The 21097-nt window shown below is 60.1% G+C and carries 17 protein-coding genes; 6 read left to right on the top strand and 11 right to left on the bottom strand.

Going from position 1 to position 21097, the window contains the following annotated elements:
- The first annotated feature begins 133 nt into the window (after window positions 1–133).
- Complete coding sequence (locus tag FFI89_RS12270; protein ID WP_168212872.1) at window positions 134–2884, top strand: LuxR C-terminal-related transcriptional regulator; 2751 nt, start codon at window positions 134–136, stop codon at window positions 2882–2884.
- A gap of 28 nt (window positions 2885–2912) precedes the next feature.
- Here the strand turns inward: FFI89_RS12270 and FFI89_RS12265 are convergent, their stop codons facing one another.
- The 10 genes from FFI89_RS12265 to FFI89_RS12220 all read right to left on the bottom strand — a co-directional run bounded on the left by FFI89_RS12265 (window position 2913) and on the right by FFI89_RS12220 (window position 16524).
- Window positions 2913–5837, bottom strand: coding sequence for a winged helix-turn-helix domain-containing protein (locus FFI89_RS12265; protein WP_138836842.1), 2925 nt, complete (start codon window positions 5835–5837; stop codon window positions 2913–2915).
- A 117-nt stretch (window positions 5838–5954) separates the two neighbouring features.
- Window positions 5955–8795, bottom strand: coding sequence for a winged helix-turn-helix domain-containing protein (locus FFI89_RS12260; protein ID WP_138836840.1), 2841 nt, complete (start codon window positions 8793–8795; stop codon window positions 5955–5957).
- Window positions 8792–9379 carry a helix-turn-helix domain-containing protein gene (locus FFI89_RS12255; protein ID WP_138836838.1) on the bottom strand — a complete coding sequence of 196 codons (588 nt, stop codon included), beginning with the start codon at window positions 9377–9379 and terminating at the stop codon, window positions 8792–8794. Before FFI89_RS12255 ends, FFI89_RS12260 begins: the two co-directional genes overlap by 4 nt.
- A gap of 323 nt (window positions 9380–9702) precedes the next feature.
- Window positions 9703–10503 carry an acetoacetate decarboxylase family protein gene (locus FFI89_RS12250; protein WP_138836836.1) on the bottom strand — a complete coding sequence of 267 codons (801 nt, stop codon included), beginning with the start codon at window positions 10501–10503 and terminating at the stop codon, window positions 9703–9705.
- 126 nt (window positions 10504–10629) lie between these two features.
- Window positions 10630–11397: an acetoacetate decarboxylase family protein gene (locus tag FFI89_RS12245; RefSeq protein ID WP_210249107.1), complete on the bottom strand. Its 768-nt coding sequence runs from the start codon at window positions 11395–11397 to the stop codon at window positions 10630–10632.
- Between the two features lie 179 nt (window positions 11398–11576).
- Window positions 11577–11972, bottom strand: a complete 396-nt coding sequence (gene cyoD / locus FFI89_RS12240; protein ID WP_138836832.1) for a cytochrome o ubiquinol oxidase subunit IV — start codon at window positions 11970–11972, stop codon at window positions 11577–11579.
- Complete coding sequence (gene cyoC / locus FFI89_RS12235) at window positions 11969–12601, bottom strand: cytochrome o ubiquinol oxidase subunit III (RefSeq protein WP_138836830.1); 633 nt, start codon at window positions 12599–12601, stop codon at window positions 11969–11971. Before cyoC ends, cyoD begins: the two co-directional genes overlap by 4 nt.
- Entirely contained in the window at window positions 12598–14586 is a 1989-nt protein-coding gene (gene cyoB, locus FFI89_RS12230) for a cytochrome o ubiquinol oxidase subunit I (RefSeq protein ID WP_138836828.1), read from the bottom strand. The genes cyoC and cyoB overlap by 4 nt, the downstream gene beginning before the upstream one ends.
- Complete coding sequence (cyoA, locus tag FFI89_RS12225) at window positions 14583–15461, bottom strand: ubiquinol oxidase subunit II (RefSeq protein ID WP_138836826.1); 879 nt, start codon at window positions 15459–15461, stop codon at window positions 14583–14585. The genes cyoB and cyoA overlap by 4 nt, the downstream gene beginning before the upstream one ends.
- A gap of 1 nt (window position 15462) precedes the next feature.
- Window positions 15463–16524, bottom strand: a complete 1062-nt coding sequence (locus tag FFI89_RS12220) for a heme o synthase (RefSeq protein ID WP_138836824.1) — start codon at window positions 16522–16524, stop codon at window positions 15463–15465.
- 35 nt (window positions 16525–16559) lie between these two features.
- On the opposite strand from FFI89_RS12220, the gene FFI89_RS12215 reads away from it, so the two are divergent.
- The 5 genes from FFI89_RS12215 to FFI89_RS12195 all read left to right on the top strand — a co-directional run bounded on the left by FFI89_RS12215 (window position 16560) and on the right by FFI89_RS12195 (window position 20442).
- Entirely contained in the window at window positions 16560–16874 is a 315-nt protein-coding gene (locus FFI89_RS12215) for a hypothetical protein (RefSeq protein ID WP_138836822.1), read from the top strand.
- The gene (locus FFI89_RS12210) at window positions 16871–17230 is read left to right on the top strand and encodes a hypothetical protein (protein WP_138836821.1); all 360 of its coding nucleotides are present in this window, start codon (window positions 16871–16873) and stop codon (window positions 17228–17230) included. The genes FFI89_RS12215 and FFI89_RS12210 overlap by 4 nt, the downstream gene beginning before the upstream one ends.
- A gap of 5 nt (window positions 17231–17235) precedes the next feature.
- Window positions 17236–18498 carry a threonine/serine exporter ThrE family protein gene (locus FFI89_RS12205; RefSeq protein ID WP_246669429.1) on the top strand — a complete coding sequence of 421 codons (1263 nt, stop codon included), beginning with the start codon at window positions 17236–17238 and terminating at the stop codon, window positions 18496–18498.
- Window positions 18499–18604: 106 nt separating this feature from the next.
- The gene (locus FFI89_RS12200; RefSeq protein WP_138836817.1) at window positions 18605–19936 is read left to right on the top strand and encodes an NAD(P)/FAD-dependent oxidoreductase; all 1332 of its coding nucleotides are present in this window, start codon (window positions 18605–18607) and stop codon (window positions 19934–19936) included.
- Window positions 19937–19992: 56 nt separating this feature from the next.
- Window positions 19993–20442, top strand: coding sequence for a hypothetical protein (locus FFI89_RS12195; RefSeq protein WP_138836815.1), 450 nt, complete (start codon window positions 19993–19995; stop codon window positions 20440–20442).
- A 40-nt stretch (window positions 20443–20482) separates the two neighbouring features.
- Here the strand turns inward: FFI89_RS12195 and FFI89_RS12190 are convergent, their stop codons facing one another.
- Complete coding sequence (locus FFI89_RS12190; RefSeq protein ID WP_138839191.1) at window positions 20483–21097, bottom strand: NADPH-dependent FMN reductase; 615 nt, start codon at window positions 21095–21097, stop codon at window positions 20483–20485.

The raw sequence follows: 21097 nt of genomic DNA, 5'->3' as shown, positions 1-21097 counted from the left end.
TTGCTTCGCCTCTCCGGTTAGCTTTGTCCCATGATGTCCGGCGCTTCCCTCTCGCTAACAGAGATCGTACACTTTCGTCACCGGGAGTACCCCCCGAATGGGGGGAGCACTCACGGCGATAAAGGGGGAGCCCTTGATCCAGCCGCGATCGAGCAATGTTGCTAGTAGGACGGCTACCTCGCCTGCCAGGGGACAGCTGCCATTCCTCGCGACCAAAATTTTACCGGCACGCTTCGGCGGGCTGGTCGCACGTCCCCGGCTCGTCGCGGTCTTGTCCGAACTCCCCGCCAAGCGACTTGCCGTCATCAAGGCGCCGGCGGGCTTCGGCAAGAGCTCGCTGGCGGCCGCTTGCGCCGAGCAGCTCGAGCAACGCGGCGACTGCGTTGCCTGGCTGACTATCGATTCAGACGACGACGAGGCCACGCGGTTTCTATTCTACGTATCACAGGCCCTGCACCATGCCTGTCCGGACGTTGGCGCCGGCGCGATTGGGCTGATCCTCGAGAACAACCTGATCGACCCGACAGCGATCCTGTCGAGCCTGATCAACGATCTGGCAGAGATTGACGATGATGTTTATCTGTTTCTCGAAGACTATCATTGGCTCAGGGCTTCCCGCATCCACCAGACGGTCGCGTACTTTCTGAAGCACGCGCCGTCTCATTGTCATGTGGTACTTACGACGCGCACCGAACCTCCCCTGCCACTCGCGACCCTGCGCGCCCAGAATCAGTTGATCGAGATAGATTCCGCCGCCCTGCGATTCGACATGCAGGAGACACAGGCGTTTCTGGACCACGCCAAGCCTGGCATGCTGGAACTCCCCGACGTCCAACTGTTGCAACGCAAGACCGAAGGGTGGCCCGCCGCCCTGCGAATTGTTGCGTCGATGCCATCACAGTTCGGATTGGCCTTCAAGGAATATGTACAAAGCCTCTCAGGTTCGCAGCGTCCAATTGCAGCCTATTTGTCGGAGATGCTGGATACGCTTCCCGTCGAAATGGTCGACTTCATGCTGCGAACGGCCATTCTCGATCGGCTCTCCGGTCCGCTATGCGAGGCCGTAACCGGTTCGAGCTCGAGCCGCACAATCCTGGCATCGCTTGCCGAACGCCAAATGCTGCTCACCCCGCTCGATAATGACGGGGTGTGGTTTCGCTATCACACGCTGCTTGCCGAATATTTGAAACAGAGGCTGGAGACGGACCGCGGCATTGAAATTCCTGAACTGCACGGACGTGCCGCGCTTTGGTATGCCTCGCACGAATTATGGACCGACGCGGTTCAGCACGCGATTGCAGCCGGCGCTGCGGATCGTGCGATCGGCTGGATCAAAAATTGCGCGATGGCCTTGATAAAGAGAGGCGATCTCTTCACCTTGCTCGAATGGCAGCGCCAGTTTCCCGACGAACTGATGCGGGGCCAGCCCGAGGTCAGGTTGGCAATCGCCTGGGGATTGGCGCTAGCGCTACGTTTTGATGAGGCCCTGCAGCTCGCAACTGAAATAGAGAGCGATATCGCTGCTACTCGGCTGCCGGAGAGCGATTTGCTGTGCGAATGCCAGGCGATCCGCTCTGTTGCCATCGCGCTGAAGGATGACAGTGAGAGAGCGCTGCCTCTGGCGCAGGATTGCGTGAACCGCTCGTCCGACCCCTGGACTGCCAATGTTGCCTCAAACGTCGTTCGTTACGGCCACCTGCATGCTGGTGACTTCAAGCAGTTTTATGCGACGCCCTGGATGCCCTATTCGCCGGAGGAAGACCGGAGAAACGTATTCGCGTCGGTATATCGGCGTTGCCTGCAAGGCGTCGCCGAGCTGCGGCAGATACGCCTCGCCACGGCGGAGGGGCATTATCGTGAGGGATTGCGCATTGCGGAGCAGTATGTTGGCCCGCACTCGGTGGCAGCGGCTTTGCCTATCAGTCTGATTGCACGGATTTTGTACGAGCAGGGCCAGCTCGACGAGGCAGAAGCGTTGGTGATCGATCGCGCATCGCTGATCAACTCCGGGACGATGCTCGACTGCGTTCGCAGCGCCTATTTCGTGATGGCTAGAGTCGCAGTTGCTCGAATGAACCTCGAGCGTGCCCACACGCTGCTGGAGCGGGCCGAAAACCATGGCATCGCACAGGATTGGGGAAGGTTGACGGCAGCCGCGACAGCAGAACAAGCGCGGCTTTACCTCAACGAAGGCCGCGTCGATGAAGGCGCCGCGTGCGTCGATCGGCTGGAGCGGCTTACGAGAAAGTACCCTGCGCCGCGACTTTGTGCATGGTCGGAAATTCAATGGGACCACAAACTGGCCCAAGCTCATTTGCTGGGACAACAGGAGCGCCCCGAGGAGGCGATGTCTATCCTGCGGGAGCTTCAGCGTGAGACCGAAGCGGCCGACCATCGCTACTTCCTGATCCGGGTCGAGATTCGAATCTCGGCCCTTCAGCTACGCCTTGGCAAGGCCGCGGAAGCAACAAGTCGATTTCGCCGTATCCTTGCCGCATGCGCCAGCGGGGGTCTCTATCAGATCATTTTGGACGAGGGTTCGTTCACTTCCGACCTCGTCCAGATGGCCCAGCAGAGCGGCAGTATTGGCGCGCACTTGACGTCTTATGTTGATCGGCTCGTGGCCGATTCCCAAAGGGCCCGGCAAGATCGCCTTGCGCCGACCTTCAGAGTCCAGGCCCTGCAGGCATTGAGTCCCCGCGAGACCGACATTCTCACGCTGATTGCGGGAGGATTGTCCAACAAGGAAATCGCCCGGAGCCTTTACATCGGTCCTGAGACCGTGAAGTCGCACCTCAAGAGCGTCTTCACCAAGCTGGGTGTGGAGAGGCGCGCGCAAGCGGTATCACGCGCGCAGACCCTGGGTCTTGTCACTACGCAGTGACGCTGAGCCTGGACGCATATGAGTCTATTCAAGCTTTCGCTCTGCCCGATGATTTCGCCATCCCTAGCCCGGTTTGCAGGGCCCTAACGCTTGCCTGTTCGAGGATTCGCCTGGCCAAAATGAGATCGGGTGTCGTGAGACCTTCGGAGAACCGACTGTAGACCGGACTGATCAGATCACGGGCTCTCTGCACCTCGCCGCGCCCGATCCAGATCCGCGCGAGCTCCAATCCAGCACGCAGTTCGAACGGAAGCGCTGATTCTTGGCGGGCCTGCTTCATCGCCTTCGCGAAAAACTCCTCTGCCAAGAGCCCCTCGGGCACATCCCCGGACGCGAACGCCGAGCCTTTCGCCAGGAAAAATGCGGGCAGACGAAGAAGCCTATTGGCCTCGATAACGGCGGAAATCGATCGATCGATGAGCGCCAACGCTTCCGAGCGCGCGTTTTGCTTCGCCAAGCTAACAGTTAATTCAGAGACAAGATCGCTCGTCACTACGTCGTACCGGTGAATGGCCAGTTTCTCCAAACTCTCTTGCAGATATTGTATGCCATCCGCCATTCGCCCGATGCGGACCAAGTACCGCCCCCTAAACCCTAAAGCGACTGCACGAGCTGGTGCCAACGAATGCCTCTCGGCGGTCTGCTCGAGTTCTGCAAGACTACGCTCGATCTGCTCCAAATCGTCGATCCAAAAATAGAGCCGCATCGAGTTGGTGAGCGCGCGACACAGTCCGACTGGATGCCCTGACCTTGCGGCCTCCTCAATGTTCATTTTGGTGCAGTCGGCGGCTTGGTCGAGATTACCAGAGAAGAAAAATGAATGGGTAAGAACACTAAGCGAAGAGCTCCGCAGATCGAACAGGTATTGGCTTGCATTGAACCGTCGAAGCGAGCCATGCAATGAGCGTTTCAGATGTTGTTGCGCCCGCCGTTGATCGGAACGAAGACAATATGCTGCCCCTAGCATGGCATCAGCGATGGCCGCATCGTCTGGATTTCCGGTTTTTCTTGCGGCGGCCACGCTACGAAGCGCGAGTTCATACGTTCCTGCCGCGTCGACAAGCCCGTGAAGATACATCGACAATCCGCTAAGTAGAGACAGGTGCAGGTGGGTATCTTCGTGCTGCTGCGCAAAGTTCAGCGCTGTGTGGAAAGCCTCGCGAACCCTGTCACTATTGCCTTCGGTGTACATGAGCGACAAAGCAAGCGCAGCGTGAATCTTCATCTGATGCCGAGGATCGCAGTCCGACTGCATCCGATCGATCGCCTTCTCCATCCATGTTCGGCATTCCAAAAGGAGCGACATGGCTAGAAGCGGCTGCGAAGCTGTGGCCGCCAATCTTATGGCTGCGGCGTCGTTTCCATTGGGACCAAAGCTCCATTCAAGCGCGGCACGGACATTTCCAAGATAGTCTCGAACGGCGTCGACTGCAGCTTCCGTGAACTCCAAGTCGAAGAGATTGACCGGGTTGCTTTCCAGCATTTGAATCGAGAAGCTCGCGTGCCGCCCGGCAATAGAGTCTCGCTCGCCGCTCGTGGCCAACTTCTCCAAAGCGTAGGCACGCGTCGTATCGAGCAAGCGGTAGAACCGTCCCCGCGATTCGGTCCAAACCCCGATCAGGGATTTATTGACGAGATTTCCCAACGCACCCGATATCTCGGACTCGTCTATCCCCACTTCCTCCGCGACTGCGAGCACGGCCTCCAGCGTGAAGCGCCCCACAAAAATAGCGACACGTCGCAAGACGACCCGTTCGATCTCCGAAAGATGGTCGTGGCTCCAGTCCAGCGTTGCGATCAGCGTTTGATGCCGTGGATTTGCGGTCCGTCGGCCGAATTTCAGGAGATCGAGGCGAGAACCCAGTCTTGCCACCGTATTCCCAACGCCAAGAACAGCGGCCCTTCCGGCGGCGAGTTCGATGGCGAGGGGAATGCCGTCAAGCTTGCGGCAGATCTCGGCAACCATGGGGGCTTCGTCGTCACGAAGCGAAAACTCGCCGCGGCGAGCACTGACGCGCTCGGCAAACAACCGTACCGCCGGATAGGCAATCGCCTCCGACGCTGTCAGCCCCGGCTGCTCCGGCGGGCAATCCAGTGGACAAAGACCAACCACGCGTTCACCAGCGACGTGAAATGCCTCCCTGCTGGTCGCAAGCAGGTAGATGTCGGGGGCATTTCGAAAAATATGGCCGGCGATGTCGGCAGCTTTCTCGATGAGATGCTCGCAACTATCGAGAATGATAAGTGCCTTGCGAGGGCGCAGAAAATTAAGCAGCGCCGCCTTTGGATCTACCAACTGCGGGCCGAGCCCGACCGCGGAAGCGATCGCGCCGATTAGATGTACCTGGTCGTTTACGGTTGAAAGATCGACAAAGAATGCCGCGCCGGAGAAGTCGGCCAGCGCCCGGTGTCCGACCGACAGGGCAACCGTTGTCTTGCCGATACCGCCAGCCCCCAGAATTGTAATCAGGCGCTGTCCGGTCTGGAGCAAACCTTGAATTTCAAGGACAACATTGTTGCGACCGAGCATGCGGCCCAGCGCGGGCGGCAGGTTGGGCATTCCCGCGGATGCACTACCGCTGTCGTGGTCCGCGGGAAGGCGAGCGACCGGCGCGATGAAGCTGTAGCCCTGGCCCTGTACGTTCGCGATGTACTTGTTACCGAACTGCCCGTCGCCCAGTGCCTTGCGCAGCGCCGACAGGTGGACGCGAAGACTGCCCTCTTCAACCGTTACGTCGGGCCATGCCCGCGCGATCAGCTCGGCTTTCCCGACAACCTCACCGGCGTTTTCGAGAAGCGCGATCAAAATGTCGTAAGCCCTGCCACCAAGTGGAAGGGCCTGGTTCGCCTTCTTCAAGGAGCGCTCGGCGACATTGAGCTCGAATGGGCCAAACCGAAGCCGGATTGCACCGGGTGAGCCAATTTGCGGCAAGCTAATTTGTTGAATCGACATGAGTTAGTCCGCCAAGATCCCCGACGATTCGGTCGTTGCGCCGTTCGTCGTCGGACCTGTGGAAATACACTCCCAGCCGATCAAGTGTTAGCCGAAACCACCTGCAGCAACAAGCGGTCAGTGGTACGAGTTGACGGCGCTGTCGGGCCGGTATGAGCCGTTCAACACCTGCTTGGCCAACCGAAGATCGGAGGTCTCAAAGCCTTCTCGAAATTTCATGTAGGTGGCCTGAAGGGTCCGCCACGCGGCCTCCTTTCGCCCGAGCGACTTCTCAGCAATGGCAAGGCTGGTCGCGGCTCTCAACCTCCACGACAAGCTTCCTTGCCTGTCCGACATCTCGATTGCACGAAGAAAATACGCTCTGCAAACAGCCAGCCCTTCGTTGCCGCTCAAGGCCAATTCGCCCCTGATGCGGAGCAATTCGGGGGCATGAAGTTGATTTTCGTCATCGAGGTTGATTTTCGCCCGTTCGAAAACGGCCATGGCCTGCCGGGCGTGACCAGCAACGGCTACACATCGTGCAAACTCCGCCTGCAGGATCGGATGGAAAACACCGTAGCGCGCCGCTGACAGCTTCTCCAGTCCCGAATAAAGCAACTCGGTGGCCGCCTCGGTATCTCCTTGCCTGACCCTGCCGAGCGCCTGCATGGCAAGGCCGAAGCCGTGATAACTCTCCACACCGTACTTGCCGGCATGGTCGACGAGTTCGTTGGCAAGCGCTTCGGTCCGGTCATCCGTATCTGCCAGATATGCATTGAAGCTTGTCCCGGCGAGCGCCACGCACAGGGGGACGGCGTGATCGAGTTGGCGCGCCTCGGCCAGAGACATCTGATTAAGTCGCCGCGCATGATCGGGAGAGCCGCGCAGCCACGCCACACTTGACAGGATCATCAGCGCATCCACCTTGCGGTCGTAGCCGAAGCGCTTGATCAGCGCCTGTCGCGAAGCCTCATCATCACGATGGAGCGACATCTCAAGGCAGTTTTCGGCCTCCAATAGTCGACCGGTGTGGTGGTAGCTGATACCACGCATGTAGTTGGCCGTTGCGATCGCCCCGCGATCGCCGATCTTTTGCGCGACTTCACCGCAACGTTCCGCCAGTTCGATTGCTTCAGCGTATCGTGGAAGCCGAATCCTGTGAGCCCAGAGAACAAGCAGGGAAGCCAGCTGATATTCGATATCGCGAAGTCCCTCGGCGAGAAGACGCGTCTTGGCCCAGGTCGCGTATGACTCTTCGGTCATCCCGCCTGTGAACATCATGGAACTCGCAAGGGCCGATTGAATGACCATTTCCTGTCTCGTGCCTGAATTCACGCCTTTGAGACGACCGACAGCTTTCGTCATCCACTCGCGGCATTCGGCAAGGAGAGCCATTGCCATCCAGATGCTTGCCGAGGCGGCCGCAAGTTCAACGCTAATTTTCGCCTCGCCTTCGACTGAGAAACTCCAATTCAGGGCAGCTCTGAGATTGTCGACCTCATCTTCAAGCTCCTTGAGCCTTTCATGCACATCCGTTGAAGCGCCTTGCTTGAACAAGTCGCAGTAGTAGAGCGCGTGACGCCGGCGACAGCGGTTCTCCTCATCGCTCTCGGCAAGTCGTTGTGAAGCAAAGGCAAGAGTGGTGTCGAGCAAACGCAGCCGCCCCTCCTGCCCCCGAACGGCAATCATCGATTTCGAACGAAGCTCCCAAAGGCAATCGGAGACATTCGCTTCATCTATCGTGTCGTCGGCGGCAACCGCGACAGCCGCTTCGAACGTGAACCCACCGGCAAAAACGCTGAGGCGGCTCAATACACGCTTCTCTGCCTTACCTAGCAGGTCATAGCTCCACTCAAGTGCCGCGTTCAAGGTCTGATGTCTCGGCAGGGCCGTTCTACGCCCCACCCACGACAGGTTCAGCCGCTCCTCGAGCAAGGTTGCCGTCTTGCTGAGGCCAAATATGTCAACCCGGCCGGCGGCGAGTTCGATTGCCAACGGAATTCCATCCAGCCGCCGGCAGATTCCCGCGGCAATCGACGCATCCGCATCGACCAGCTCAAAATGACTTCGCACGGCCCGCACGCGGTCGACGAGCAATTGAACCGCGGGATATTGCAGGACATCCTGCGCCGACAGGTTGCCATCTTCCGGGGGACATGCAAGCGCGCAGAGTTCATGGACATGTTCACCTTCAACCCGCATCGCCTCCCGGCTGGTCGCGAGCAAATGCAGTGTCGGAACATGCCGAAACAGTTCCTCCGCGACAGCCGACGCGCCATCAACAAGGTGCTCGCAACAGTCGAGCACGATGAGCGCTGGCCTTTCCCCCAAGCGATCGATCAGGGCTGGTACGACATTGCTGGTTTGTACCGATACGCCGAGTGCGGTGGCCACGGCGGGGGCGACCAGCGCAGCGGTGCCGAGAGCACCCAAGTCGACGAAATGAATATGGCCGTTGAAAGCGGCGCTCATCTCGTGGGCGGCAGCGACCGCCAGGGTGGTCTTGCCGATGCCGCCGGGCCCGACGATCGTCACAAACCTCTGCTCGGTCAGCTTCATCTGGATCGCGGTCAAGGCGTCCCTTCGTCCGAGCATCCGCATCAAGCGCGCAGGCAGTCGGGACCTCGCGGGATCCCCCGACGTTGGTGAGGAAAGTGACGTTACGGGTACGACAAAGCTGTACCCCCGTCCGGGCACGTTCGCGATGTATCGCCTGCCAGGGTCACTTTGATCGAGGGCCTTCCGTAGCGCCGAGATGTGGACGCGCAAGCTGACTTGTTCGGCTCCTCTCATTGGCCAAACGCGCTCTATCAGGGTTCTCCTGCCGACGACCTTGTTTGCCTGCTCCACCAGAGCGATGAGGAGATCCATGGCCCGCGCGCCGAGCGGCACGACCTTGGCGCCATTTGTCAGAAGCCTGTTTCCGATCGACAGTTCGAAAGGGCCGAAGCTCAGCACTTTGCCGCGCTGATCGCTCATGGGATGTTCTCGTCCATGCCGGTTCTTGAGCTGACCTCGCCGGGCGTTCCGCGCTCGCGTCGCCAGTTGGCCGGGCTTTGGCCAAAGGCCTGCCTGAACAACCTACATAGATGTGCCTGATCCGAAAAGCCTACGCTCAAGGCGATTTCACTCAGTGATGCCGCACCTGTTATCATCAGGTGGCAGGCTTTCTCCAGACGCCTTCTCACCACATAGGCATGTGGCGATTCGCCAACAGCCAGCTTGAATTTCCGGGAGAAGTGCGCCGGGCTTCGACGTGCGACCGCACTGAGATCCCGGATGTGGATGGTGCGGTGCAGGTTGCCGTCAATGTAAGCGCGCACCCGAAGGATTTGCCAGGCTGCCAGACCGCCCCTTGTGGCACCGTTAGCGCCCGAACAGCGTTCGATCTCCGCTTGCAGAATGTGCGATGCTGTGGCCAGCGACGCCTTGGCCGCTTCCTGATCATGCCCCAGCTCCCGCCTTGCCGTTTCAAGTAGCTGGGCCACGCTGTTCGCAACCAGGTGGAACTGTTGATCGTCTGCAAGGGAAGACTCGGGTGCGATGGTTTGAAGTCCTTCCATGATCACTCCTCCGACGAACTATCCGAGGCTTCGGATCGGAGTGAGGGTGCAGCAAGGCGGACCCTTTGGCTCGTTAATCAGCGTTATGGAAGGTTAATGTTGCCGCACCGCGCTGAACGATTTTAACATTACATATCAATATGTTGCGCGTTTTATAACGCGGCTATGTAACAATTCAGAACACCCTGGCAATCACTCACATCGAAAATGCGATGAGAGACGCGAGGTCGCAAGAACGCCCCCGGCCGAGGGTCTCCGCGGGACGGGGGGAGTGCCGCGAAGACCCTCCCGGCGAAGCGAGGGACTGTACGCTTCGCCGTTACCTACGAGCCCTGGTCCTCGAGGATCTTCAGATCGCTAACTGAGTAAGAAAGTGAGTAACGAAACCCGGACTCGATCCTTTTCGGCGCGAGCGCGTTGAGTTCTTCGCCATTCGCTTCCGGAAAGTTAAGTTCGCCCTTCCCGATCCATGCGCCGGTAACCGTGAGATTGTCGGTGATCGACATCGCCAGTTCGTTGACCGCTGGCTTGTCCTGGTATCCGGCCGCCAGTCTCGGAAAGTATCGCAACAGAACCGTGGGTCGGCTGAGGAGGGACAGTCCGTTCTCGACCGGTCTGTGCAAGGTGACGCAGGCTTCCGCAAGACGTTGGCCATGCGCCGAAAGACTGGCGCCAAACCGGCTGCCGGACGCCACCGGCGCCGCGGCAGGACCTGAAGCCGCAAAGGAGCGGGTCTGAAAAATGCTCCCCATTTTCTTGGGAAACCCCTGCGTCCAGCCGCGCGCCAGCGCAGCGTCGTTGTCGACGTAAATGTAGGGGCACCACATGACCGGCTCGTCGCGATACATGGCATCGACCAGAATAAACGCCTCGCGATATTGATAACGCGCCGGCTCGAGATATTCGTCGTCCTGTGCCGTGAATTGCCAATCCAGGAACATCATGACGGCATGACCGTTTGAGGTCGAATCCGGAGAAAGACCATTCGGTAATGTCGCCGCCGTCGCGCCGGGGTCGGTCCAGAACTCTATCCCGACGACGTCGCCAGCATAGTGCCAGGGTGGCGGTGGAGTTAGAGCGGCCTGGCCGAACGGCGATTTCGGAACTGTAAAACCCCTGAGCATTCCCGTTTTCCGATGCATCACTATCGGTGAAGATGCTACCGAAACCAGCCGCAATTGATTTGCTTGAAGTGCGTCGACTTGTTTATTCCTGCCGCGAAACCAAAACGTTGGGAGCCGCCGCGACGGCTAGGCGGTAAGGTCGGCCAGAATCTCGATATCGGTGACGGAATAGGAAAACGAGAAGCGATATCCGCGCCCCACCTTCAGCGGCCCCAGCATTTCCAGCTCTTCGCCATAGGCCTCCGGAAAATTGAGCTCGCCCGCGCCGCTCCAGATGTTCGCAATCCGGAGATGGTTCGAGACACATCGAACGAGTTCATCGACGGCCGGCTTGTCGTGCATGCCGGCAGAGAGCCGCGGAAAATATCGCCGTCCGACAATCCGGCGATCGAGCAGGCCAACCAGCCGATCGGCCTTTCCGTGCAGGGTAACGCGGGCTTGCACCAGCAAGCGGCCGTGAGCCGACATACAGGCCGAGAACCTGCCATCATGCACGAGTGGCGCCGAAGCAGCGCTCATGGTGGCGAACGTACGAGTCTGGTGTATCGTCCCGAGCTTTCTCGGATAGCCCTGAATCCAGCCCCTCATCAACGCAGCATCGTTGTCGACGTAGCAATAGGGACACCACGCTATTGGTGTCCCTTTCCATATCGCGTCGAGCAGGACACTGAAGCCGCGACACTGGTACCTGGCAGGATCCAGGTGCTCGTCGTTCTGCGCCGTGAACTGGTAGTCCGTGAACAGCGCGACGGAGTGACCTGGACGTTCCCTGTCAAGCTCGACACCGGCTGGAAGAATATGGAGCGATACATCAGGATCGTTCCAGAATTCCACCGCCAGGACATCACCTGCGAAATGCCAGGGCGGCGACGGGACCAAGGCGGCCGCGCTCAAAGGAGATCGAGGCGCCGTGAATCCCTTCAGCATTTTTCGTCCCCACCGCCAGTGGCGTATCCGCCGCGCATTACCTCAACATGAAATGCTATCGTTGGTGTTGTTGCCAACGCTTGGACGAACGTGTGACGGTTTGGTGGTTCGTGCGCAGCCGTCGTTGATGCGAAATCGGCTACCCTTCAATGTTGCATCCTCATGCTCATCGGCGCGCCCGACGGCATCATCATGTTCGCGTTCATATCTGCCACGATCCACATGGTGCCGGCGACCACGACGAATACGATGAGAACGCCAAAGGCGAGCGCGAGCACGTTGTTGGTGCTTTCCGGCCCGCTGGAGATGTGCAGGAAAAACACGAGGTGAATGCCCATCTGGGCAATGGCGAGGACAGCGAGCCCGAGAAATACGCCCCCTGGCCAGATCAGTGTCGTGTTTGCAACCCAGAACGACGTGGCCGTGAGAACAACCGCCACAAATAGGCCAATCGTGTAGATAAGAAACTCGGATGGAGCCGACGCTTCCATCTCGCGGCTCGGCCTGTCTCCGGGTGCGCGTTCGTATTGAGTGTCGGTCATGGGCTCACTCCCATCAGATAAACCACCGTGAATACCCCGACCCAAACGATGTCGAGCGCGTGCCAGAACAAAGAGAAGCACAGCAGGCGGCGCTGCACCCTCGCGGCGAATCCGAATACCGCCACCTGCACCATCATCACGATCAGCCAGATCAGGCCGAGCGTGACGTGCAGCCCGTGGCATCCGACAAGCGTGAAGAATGCGGACAGAAAGGCGCTCCGCTGCGGCGTCGCGCCGATGGCGATCATGTTCGAGAATTCGCGGATCTCGAGACTAAGAAACGTGGCTCCGAGTGCGAATGTGATCAGGGCCCCCAGATAAGTCCCGAGACGGCGTCGCGAGTTGACGGCCAGTGACATCAATCCGCAGGTGTAGCTCGAAACGAGAAGGCAGGCAGTTTCGATCGCGACCGCAGCCTGATTGAACAGCTGGGCGCCGGTTGGACCGCCGGCCGTGGAGCGCACGAGGACCGCGTAGCTCGCGAACAGCGCGGCAAACATGACGATGTCACTCAGCAGGAAGATCCAGAAGCCATAGGCGACCACGATCCTCTTTGGAGCAGGTCCTGCTTCACTCGCACTTGGCAATGCGTCTTGCGGGATCTGATCGATTGCGACGGCTACATTCATGCTGCAACTCCTGCCTGGTGAGCCCGTTCGAACCCGGCGATCTGCTCGGCTGTCACCTCGAATTCGCTCTGACGGCGGAATGAGAAGGCAAGCAACGTCATGAATGCGCCGAACACTCCGACGCCGGCCAGCCACCAAATGTGCCAGATCAGTGCAAAGCCGATGACGACTGCGAAGAAAGCAGTAACGAAGCCGGCGGCGCTGTTACTCGGCATTTCGACGGGCTCGTACTTGCGCGCCGGCGTCGGCTCGTCCTTTGTCGCTTGCGCACGGCTTTTGCTGCTCCAGAACGCGTCCAGTCCGGCGACCCTTGGCTGGAATGCAAAGTTCCATGCCGGCGGCGGCGAGGCCGTCGCCCATTCGAGCGTGCGGCCGTTCCACGGATCACCGGTCACGTCGCGCAGCTCCTCGCGATTACGGATCGACACAACGAGTTGCACGACCTGGCAAACGACGCCGACAAGGATGATAGCGGTGCCGAATGCCGCCGCTATCAACCACGGCTGCCAGGACAAATTGTCGTAATGTTGCATGCGCCGGGTCATGCCCATCAGGCCCAGCACGTAGAGCGGCATGAAGGCGACATAGAAGCCGACGAACCAGCACCAGAACGAGGCTTTGCCCCAGCGTTCGTCGAGCTTGAACCCGAATACCTTGGGGAACCAATAATTGTACCCCGCCATCACGCCGAACACGACGCCGCCGATGGCGACGTTGTGGAAGTGGGCGACCAGGAACACGCTGTTGTGCAGCTGGAAGTCGGCCGGGGGCACCGCCATGAGCACGCCGGTCATGCCGCCGATGACGAAAGTCACCATGAAGCCAATCGACCACAGCACCGGCACCGAGAACCGAACCCGGCCGCCGTACATCGTGAACAGCCAGTTGAAGACTTTCGCGCCCGTCGGCAAAGCGATGATCATGCTCATGACACCGAAGAAGCCGTTGACGTTCGCGCTGGCACCCATTGTGAAAAAGTGGTGCAGCCAGACCAGGAAGGAGAGGATACAGATGGCCATCGTCGCGGCTACCATAGAGCGATAGCCGAACAACGGCTTGCCGGAGAAGGTCGCCATCACTTCCGAGAATACGCCAAACGCCGGCAGGATCAGGATGTAGACTTCAGGGTGCCCCCATACCCAGAACAGGTTGGAGTACAGCATCTGATTGCCCTGGCCTTCGAGCGTGAAGAAGTGAAAGCCGAGATAGCGATCGAGCGCCAGCATCGCGAGCGTCGCGGTCAGGACCGGAAACGCCGCGATAATGAGCAGGTTGGCGGCAAGCGCGGTCCAGCAGAAGACCGGCATGCGCATATAGCTCATCCCTGGTGCCCGCATTTTGAGGATTGTTGTGACGAAGTTGATGCCCGCCAGCAAGGTGCCGATACCGGAGATTTGCAGCGACCAAAGATAGTAGTCGACGCCGACGCCGGGCGAGTATTGCATTTCGCTCAGTGGGGGATAACCCCACCAGGTGGCTTTTGAGAACTCGCCGACGGCCAACGAAATGTTGACCAGCAACGCACCCGAGGCAGTGAGCCAGAAGCTGACGGAGTTGAGCGTAGGGAATGCGACATCGCGAACACCGAGTTGCAACGGTACTGCGAAGTTCATGAGCCCTACCACGAACGGCATCGCCATGAACAAAATCATGATCGTGCCGTGCGCCGAGAAAATCTGATTGAAATGCTCGGGCGGCAGATATCCTTGCGCACCGCCGGCTGCGAGCGCCTGCTGCGCGCGGATCATGATCGCGTCACTGAAGCCGCGCAGCATCATGACGAGCGCCAGTATGCAATACATGGCGCCTATCCGCTTGTGGTCGACCGAGGTGAGCCATTCGCGCCACAGATAGAGCCAGGCTCCCTTCGCCGTGACGAATCCGAGAACAGCCAGAATGACCAACACCATGAAGCCGGTGGCGCCCATGATGATGGGCTCATGGAGGGGGATCGCGTTCCAATCAAGCTTACCAAGGAGATTCATCGCTCTGCCCTCTGCGACGTTGAACAAGTTGATAGAGAGGAGTCTTGCGTGCACAAGCCGGCGTTTACGATGCTGCTGAACAGATCGGGGGCGACGACGCGATACGTGAACGGCACGACCGCCTTGCTCGGCTTGACCAGGTCGGCATAAGCCTGCTTATCGAGTGCCGAACCAGTTTCGCGGGCCTGGCGAACCCATTGCGCAAATCCGTCGTCCGTTACTGCATCGACCGTAAAGCGCATGTCGGGAAAGCCTTCACCGCTGAACATGGCGGATACCCCTGCATAGGTTCCGAGATGGTCCGCCTGCAGGTGGAGGCGCGTCGCCATTCCGGACATGGTGTAGATCTGGCTGCCGAGCTGAGGCACGAAGAAGCTGTTCATGACGCTCGATGAGGTCAGTTCGAAGCTGATCGGCGTGCCAACCGGCACGACCAGCTTGTTGACGCTCGCGATCCCCTGCTCGGGATAGATGAACAGCCATTTCCAGTCGAGTGAGACGACCTGAACATTGACAGGCTTGACCGTTGAGCTAATCGGCTTGCCCGGATCGAGGTCGTGTGAGCCGACCCAGGCGACGCCGCCGACCAGGAGCACCGTCATCGCGGGGACGGACCAGACCAGCAATTCAAGACGTCCGGAGTATGTGAAATTTGGCCGATAGCGCGCACGCTCGTTCGATGCACGAAACCAGAAGGCAACGCCGAGCGTGGCAAGGATCACCGGGATCACGATGGCCAGCATGATGCCAAGCGCGTTGAGCAGAATTTGCCGCTCAGCGAAGGCAATCGGGCCTTTCGGGTCGAGCACGCCGTCCGTACAGCCACCGAGTGTCGCGACTCCGATCAGGACGGCGGCAACCAAACCGTATCGCATGTTAGACCTCACTGAAGTTGACGATGCGGCACACGCTGCGGTCGGCGCCTGAAAGCCGTACGGCATGCACCGGGACGCCGCAGCCACCATCCGATGATCGCATGGGCGAGAACGAGCCATTTCCGTGGTCGATCAGGAGGCCGGCAAACAGCGCGAACAAATAGACGATCGAGAACACGAACAGCCTGTGAGCCGCGCGGCGATCGGCCTCGATGCTACCGTTCAGCTGGCGTGCAAGTAGAAGGAACAGCGCACCGCAGATCGCGGCTATCACACCGTAGATCGCGCCTGCGAACCCCAGTACCCAAGGCAGCTCCGAGACCAGAACCAGCAGGCCGCTATAGATCAGGATCTGGCGCGTCGTTGCGGCGCGTCCCGCGATAACCGGCAACATCGGCACGCCCGCACGCGCATAGTCATCGGTGCGATTGAGCGCGAGCGCCCAGAAATGCGGCGGCGTCCAAAGGAAGATAATGAGAAACAGCGCCAGCGGCTCGAGCCCGACACCTCCGGTTGCCGCGGCCCACCCGATCACGGGCGGCAGCGCTCCTGCAGCGCCGCCGATGACGATATTCTGTGGCGTCGACCGCTTCAGCCACGCCGTGTACACGACAACATAAAACAGGATGGTGCCGGCCAACAGTGCGGCCGCGGTGAGATTCGTCGCCAAGGCCAGAGCCACCACCGCTAAACCGCCAAGCGAGAGGCCAAGGATCAGCGCCTCGAACCGGGAGATTTTGCCGCGGGGAATTGGTCGCATCGCAGTGCGGGTCATGACCGCATCGATATCGGCGTCGTACCACATGTTGAGCACGCCGGCGGCCGCAGCCCCGGCCGCGATGGCAAGAACCGCGACAAAGGTGGACAGCGGAGCCAGCCGAACCGGAGCGCTGCTCAATCCCACAAGCGCAGTGAAGACGGCAAGCATCATCACACGCGGCTTTGTGAGGGCGATGAAGTCGGACACACGCCAATGGTGAGCCAGCGCAGGAACGGAATCAGACGACAGCGCAAGGCGAGATCGTCTTTCCCCAAGCTGGCCCGCAATGGATTTGACGTTCATCTCGTCGCTCCGGGTTCTTTTAAAATGAAAGCGTCGTGTTCCATTCGAACAGCCGCAGTGTGGATACGGAATATGCATCCCCACCCTCGCTCGCGATTGAACGCGGCTGCTCGTTTGGGGCCAATCATGCTCAAAACCGTCGGCTGACGAGTTCAGGTCCAACGACAGCGTCGCAATCGCACGATTTGGGATCGTTCGAGCACGTTTCAACAAGCGCGCTGCGCAAGCTCTTTTTAAAGGAGATCCTTGTTTTGGATATCCGCGACGCGCCGCTTCCCAACGCTGATCAACGACGTCTGTTGCGTTGGCCTTGGAAGCGGCCGCCTTGCCCAACGGAGAACTATCAATGAAGACATTTTCGTTCTGGATGATTGCAGCCGTCTGCTTCGTCACCCCGGCATCTGTGGCGCACGCGCGCTCCGCCTATGATGGCTCCTGGGACCTCGTCTTCGTGACGCAAATGGGCACCTGCGATCCCGCCTATAACTTCACCGTCAATATTTCCGACGGCGTTGTGACCCATCCCAATCTCGTAAAATTCAGGGGATATGTCGCCAGATCCGGTTCCGTCCGTGCGTCCGTGACGGTTCATGACAAATTTGCGTCCGGCACGGGCCGGCTTTCCGGAGCCTCGGGTCGCGGAAGATGGAGCGGCAGCGCGGCAGGCACGCGATGCTCTGGCTACTGGACCGCGCAACGCAATTGACAAGTGTGGAAACGGAAGCACCGTGTCCCGAGCCGCCGACGTGCGAGGCGGCATTAGAGATCACCGCGCTGGCAGCCACACTCCTGTTTGCTCATGGGCAGACCACAGAGCGGACGGTTACCGCTGCCGAGCGGCTTGGGCGCGCGCTCGGTGTGAAGGTCAAGGTGCTACCTTACTGGGGTGAAATCATCGTCCAGCTCGACGGCGCGCCGATCTCGCAAATTGTTCCCGCCAAGCCGCTCGGCGTCGACATGGGCCGGGTGCTGGCCGTCACGACGGCGATCGATCGGATATGCGACCGAAAATTGCCGGTCGAGGCGGCGCAATCCGCACTTGAACAGGCCGGGCGGCACCCGCCTGCTTCCACGCCACGCTTCGCCCTGTTCGCCGCCATTGGCGCGGCTTCGCTTGGCGTCATTTTCGGTACGCTCGATGCAGCGAGCCTGGTGCTGATCGCCGCCAGCGCCGCCATCGGCGCACTCGTCCGCCGCTGGCTGTCCGGTCTCAGCAACAACCCGCTGATCCAGCCGCTTTGCGCTGCGTTGATCGCGGGTATTGTGGCCGCTGCCGCGAGCCGATTCCAGCTATCGGTAGCAACTGCGTTGGTAGCGTTCTGCCCCTGCATGGTGCTGGTCCCCGGTCCGCATATCCTCAATGGCGCCATTGACCTCGCTCGCACGCGGATCGCGCTGGGAATTGCGCGTCTGGCCTATGCCGGCGTCATCGTGCTACTGATCTGCGCCGGCGGCCTGTTCGGGTTTACGGTGGTCGGCAGGCACCTCGCGATCGCCCAATCCTCTCCGCCCGTGCCGCTGCTCGTCGACGTGGTTGCGGCAGGATGCGCCGTCGCCGCCTTCGGCACCTTCTTCTCGATGCCGTGGCGCCTGCTGGCGTTCCCGATCGCCATCGGCATGGTCGCGCATGCCGCGCGCTGGGCGCTGATTTCCCTCGCCGAAGGAAGTGCGCCAACCGGAGCGCTCGTCGCCTGCATGCTTGTCAGCGTTATTGCGACGCCGGTCGTCGATCGCCTGCATCTGCCGTTCGCCGCCGTCGCCTTCTCCGCCGTTGTCTCCTTGATGCCGGGCTTTTTCCTGTTCAACGCCGCGACCGGCCTCGTCGAATTGGTCTCGATCGGTCCGAGTGCGCCGCCGGCTCTCCTGACAGGCATTGTCACGAGCGGCGCCACCGCATTTCTGATCATCATGGCCATGACCTTCGGGTTGATCCTGCCGCGCATGCTGTTCGAGCGCGCAATGCCCCCCGCATGATGAGGCACGATCGTTCAACGCACCGCAGCGCGGTCCAAGAATAGCTTGAAGCCCCGCTGTACCAATGTTGATCGGGCGGCTTGCCCCAGAGAGCGTCGGTGCATCCATGACTACAGTTCTGACCAAATCGTTCCCGTCAGAAGCGCCCCCGGCATCAAAGCCGGTTCCGGGCAAAAAACGCGTCTTGATCATCGGCGGCGGTTTCGCCGGCATCGCCGCGGCGCGCGCACTAAAACGCGCCGACGTCGAGATCACGCTGATCGACCGGCGCAATCACCATATCTTTCAGCCTCTGTTGTACCAGGTCGCCACGGCTGTCTTGTCACCCGCCGAGATCGCGGCGCCGATCCGTCAGCTCGAGGCGAAGCAGAAGAACCTCAGCGTGTTGCTGGCCGAGGTGAAGGGCGTCGATCTCGGTGCTCGTACCGTCGAGACCATTTGCCCAGGCGTCGGCAACCGAAAACTTGACTACGACTTCCTAGTGATCGCGACCGGAATGCGGCCGAGCTATTTCGGTCATGACGAGTTCGCGCGCTTTGCGCCAGGCCTCAAGAGCCTCAACGACGCTGAAACGATCCGAACCAAAATCCTGAGTGCGTTCGAACTGGCTGAATCGACCGATGACCCGAAAGAACGCGCTCGCCAAATGACCTTTGTGTTGGTGGGCGGTGGCCCGACCGGCGTCGAGCTCGCCGCCTCGATCGCTCAGTTGGTCTCCGTGACCCTGCGCAACAACTTTCGCAGGATCGACGCTGCCAAGAGCCGAATTCTGCTGCTCGACGGCGGTGCTCGCATTCTTCCGACCTTTGCGGAGTCGCTGTCGAAAAAGGCCGCAAAACGGCTGACGAAGCTCGGCGTAGAGGTTTCGGCGGGCGTAAAGGTCGAGAAAGTCGACGACCAGGGCGTGATCGCGGCCGGCGCCCGGATTCCCAGCGCCACCGTGCTATGGACGGCAGGTGTCAGCGCCTCGCCGGTAGTGAAAATGCTGGGCACGCAGACAGACCGCGCCGGGCGCGCTTTCGTTGGTGCCTTCATGGACATTCCCGACGCACCCAACGTGTTCGTGGCCGGCGATGCAGCCACGATCACGCAGGATGGTCACCCCGTCCCCGGCGTGGCGCAGGCCGCCATTCAACAGGGACGCTTCGTCGGACGCGTGATCGCCAACCGTGTCAGGGGACGCAAGGACGGTCGGCCGTTTCGATACCGCAACAAGGGCAATATGGCGGTGGTCGGCAAGAATTTTGCCATCCTCGAGGCCGGTCATGCGCGAACCAGCGGCTTTATGACGTGGTTGATATGGGCCGCACTGCATGTGCTCGCGCTGCCGCAGCTTCAGAACCGGTTCCGCGTTCAAACGCAATGGTTCTGGTCCTATCTGTCCGGACAACGGAGCTCACGGCTGATTTCCGAAGGGCCGCACTCGTCCGCGTCATAGCGCAATAGTTAGCCTCGGTAATTGTCACTCCCAGCAGCAGATTGCGGACCGTACCCGTGGACGTCTCCATCATCTCCGCCCTCGCCGCCCTCACCGGTGCGGCCGTCGGCGGCTTGACTAGCGGAATGGCAGCCTGGCTGAACCACCGAAGCCAGGTCCGCGTCGAGTGGGCTCTGCACGAGAAGAGCCGCCGGCAGACCCTTTACAGGGATTTCATTGAGGACGCCGCCAAATGCTACATTGATGCGCTACAGCACGATAAAGCCGACATTCCCGGCCTGGTCAGCCTGTATGCGAAGCTGAGCGCGATGCGGGCGGTGTCTTCGAAGAGGGTGGTCCAGTACGCCGACGACGTTGTCCGAAAAATTCTGGATGCCTATCTGGAACCGGACAAGAGCTTCGTCGAACTGCGCGAAATGGCCATCGACGGCACGATCGATCTATTGCGGGGATTCAGCGACGCCTGCCATGACGAATTCGAGGATATGCGACCCATACAATTTTGAGCGTCAGCTCCTCGCCGCTTGTGCATCAGCAATCGCAGCTTTACCTGGACGCCGCGCTCGCTCGCGCCTGCCGAAGGTCGTCAGGTACGCTGTCCTGGGGTCTGGTTGTCTCGACCCAATTCGCGAACGCCTGCATGAACTCCTGCAGGAATTTGCGGGTACCATCGTTGACGAGCGTGCCTTGTTCGTCGAACAGCTTGTCGGCATGTCCGATATAGGCTTCGGGCTGCTGCATGGTCGGCACGTTCAGAAACACCAGCGACTGCCTCAGATGATGATTGGCACCGAAGGCCCCGATCGCGCTCGGCGACGCACTGACAATCGCACCAGGCTTGCGGTCCCAGACACTGCTGCCATACGGCCTGGAGCCGACATCCAGCGCATTCTTGAGAGCGGCCGGCACCGAGCGGTTATATTCGGGCGTGACGAACAGCACCGCGTCGGCAGCCTTGATACGTTGGCGGAACGCGGTCCATGACGCCGGCGACGCACCGGCCTCCAGATCCTGATTGAACAACGGCAATTGCCCAATCTCGACCTTTTCGAGCTTCATCGAGGACGGCGCGAGCGAGATCAGCGCATTCGCCAGCATCCCGTTGAGCGACGCCTTTCGCAGGCTTCCAACCAGCACGCACACATTCATCGGCTTTTCCAT

This window comes from Bradyrhizobium sp. KBS0727, from assembly GCF_005937885.2.
Classification (GTDB): Bacteria; Pseudomonadota; Alphaproteobacteria; order Rhizobiales; family Xanthobacteraceae; genus Bradyrhizobium.
Note: the sequence above shows the minus strand (reverse complement) of the source record. Positions and strands in the feature narration are given on the sequence as shown.

Excerpts from the sequence above, each read along its gene's own strand:
- FFI89_RS12260 (WP_138836840.1), bottom strand. The coding sequence starts at position 8,795 with ATGAGCGATCAGCGCGGCAAAGTGCTGAGCTTCGGCCCTTTCGAACTG.
- cyoA (WP_138836826.1), bottom strand. The coding sequence starts at position 15,461 with ATGCGATACGGTTTGGTTGCCGCCGTCCTGATCGGAGTCGCGACACTC.
- cyoC (WP_138836830.1), bottom strand. The coding sequence starts at position 12,601 with ATGAATGTAGCCGTCGCAATCGATCAGATCCCGCAAGACGCATTGCCA.
- FFI89_RS12210 (WP_138836821.1), top strand. The coding sequence starts at position 16,871 with ATGAAGACATTTTCGTTCTGGATGATTGCAGCCGTCTGCTTCGTCACC.
- FFI89_RS12220 (WP_138836824.1), bottom strand. The coding sequence starts at position 16,524 with ATGAACGTCAAATCCATTGCGGGCCAGCTTGGGGAAAGACGATCTCGC.
- FFI89_RS12190 (WP_138839191.1), bottom strand. The coding sequence starts at position 21,097 with ATGGAAAAGCCGATGAATGTGTGCGTGCTGGTTGGAAGCCTGCGAAAG.
- cyoD (WP_138836832.1), bottom strand. The coding sequence starts at position 11,972 with ATGACCGACACTCAATACGAACGCGCACCCGGAGACAGGCCGAGCCGC.
- cyoB (WP_138836828.1), bottom strand. The coding sequence starts at position 14,586 with ATGAATCTCCTTGGTAAGCTTGATTGGAACGCGATCCCCCTCCATGAG.
- FFI89_RS12255 (WP_138836838.1), bottom strand. The coding sequence starts at position 9,379 with ATGGAAGGACTTCAAACCATCGCACCCGAGTCTTCCCTTGCAGACGAT.
- FFI89_RS12200 (WP_138836817.1), top strand. The coding sequence starts at position 18,605 with ATGACTACAGTTCTGACCAAATCGTTCCCGTCAGAAGCGCCCCCGGCA.
- FFI89_RS12250 (WP_138836836.1), bottom strand. The coding sequence starts at position 10,503 with ATGCTCAGGGGTTTTACAGTTCCGAAATCGCCGTTCGGCCAGGCCGCT.
- FFI89_RS12265 (WP_138836842.1), bottom strand. The coding sequence starts at position 5,837 with ATGTCGATTCAACAAATTAGCTTGCCGCAAATTGGCTCACCCGGTGCA.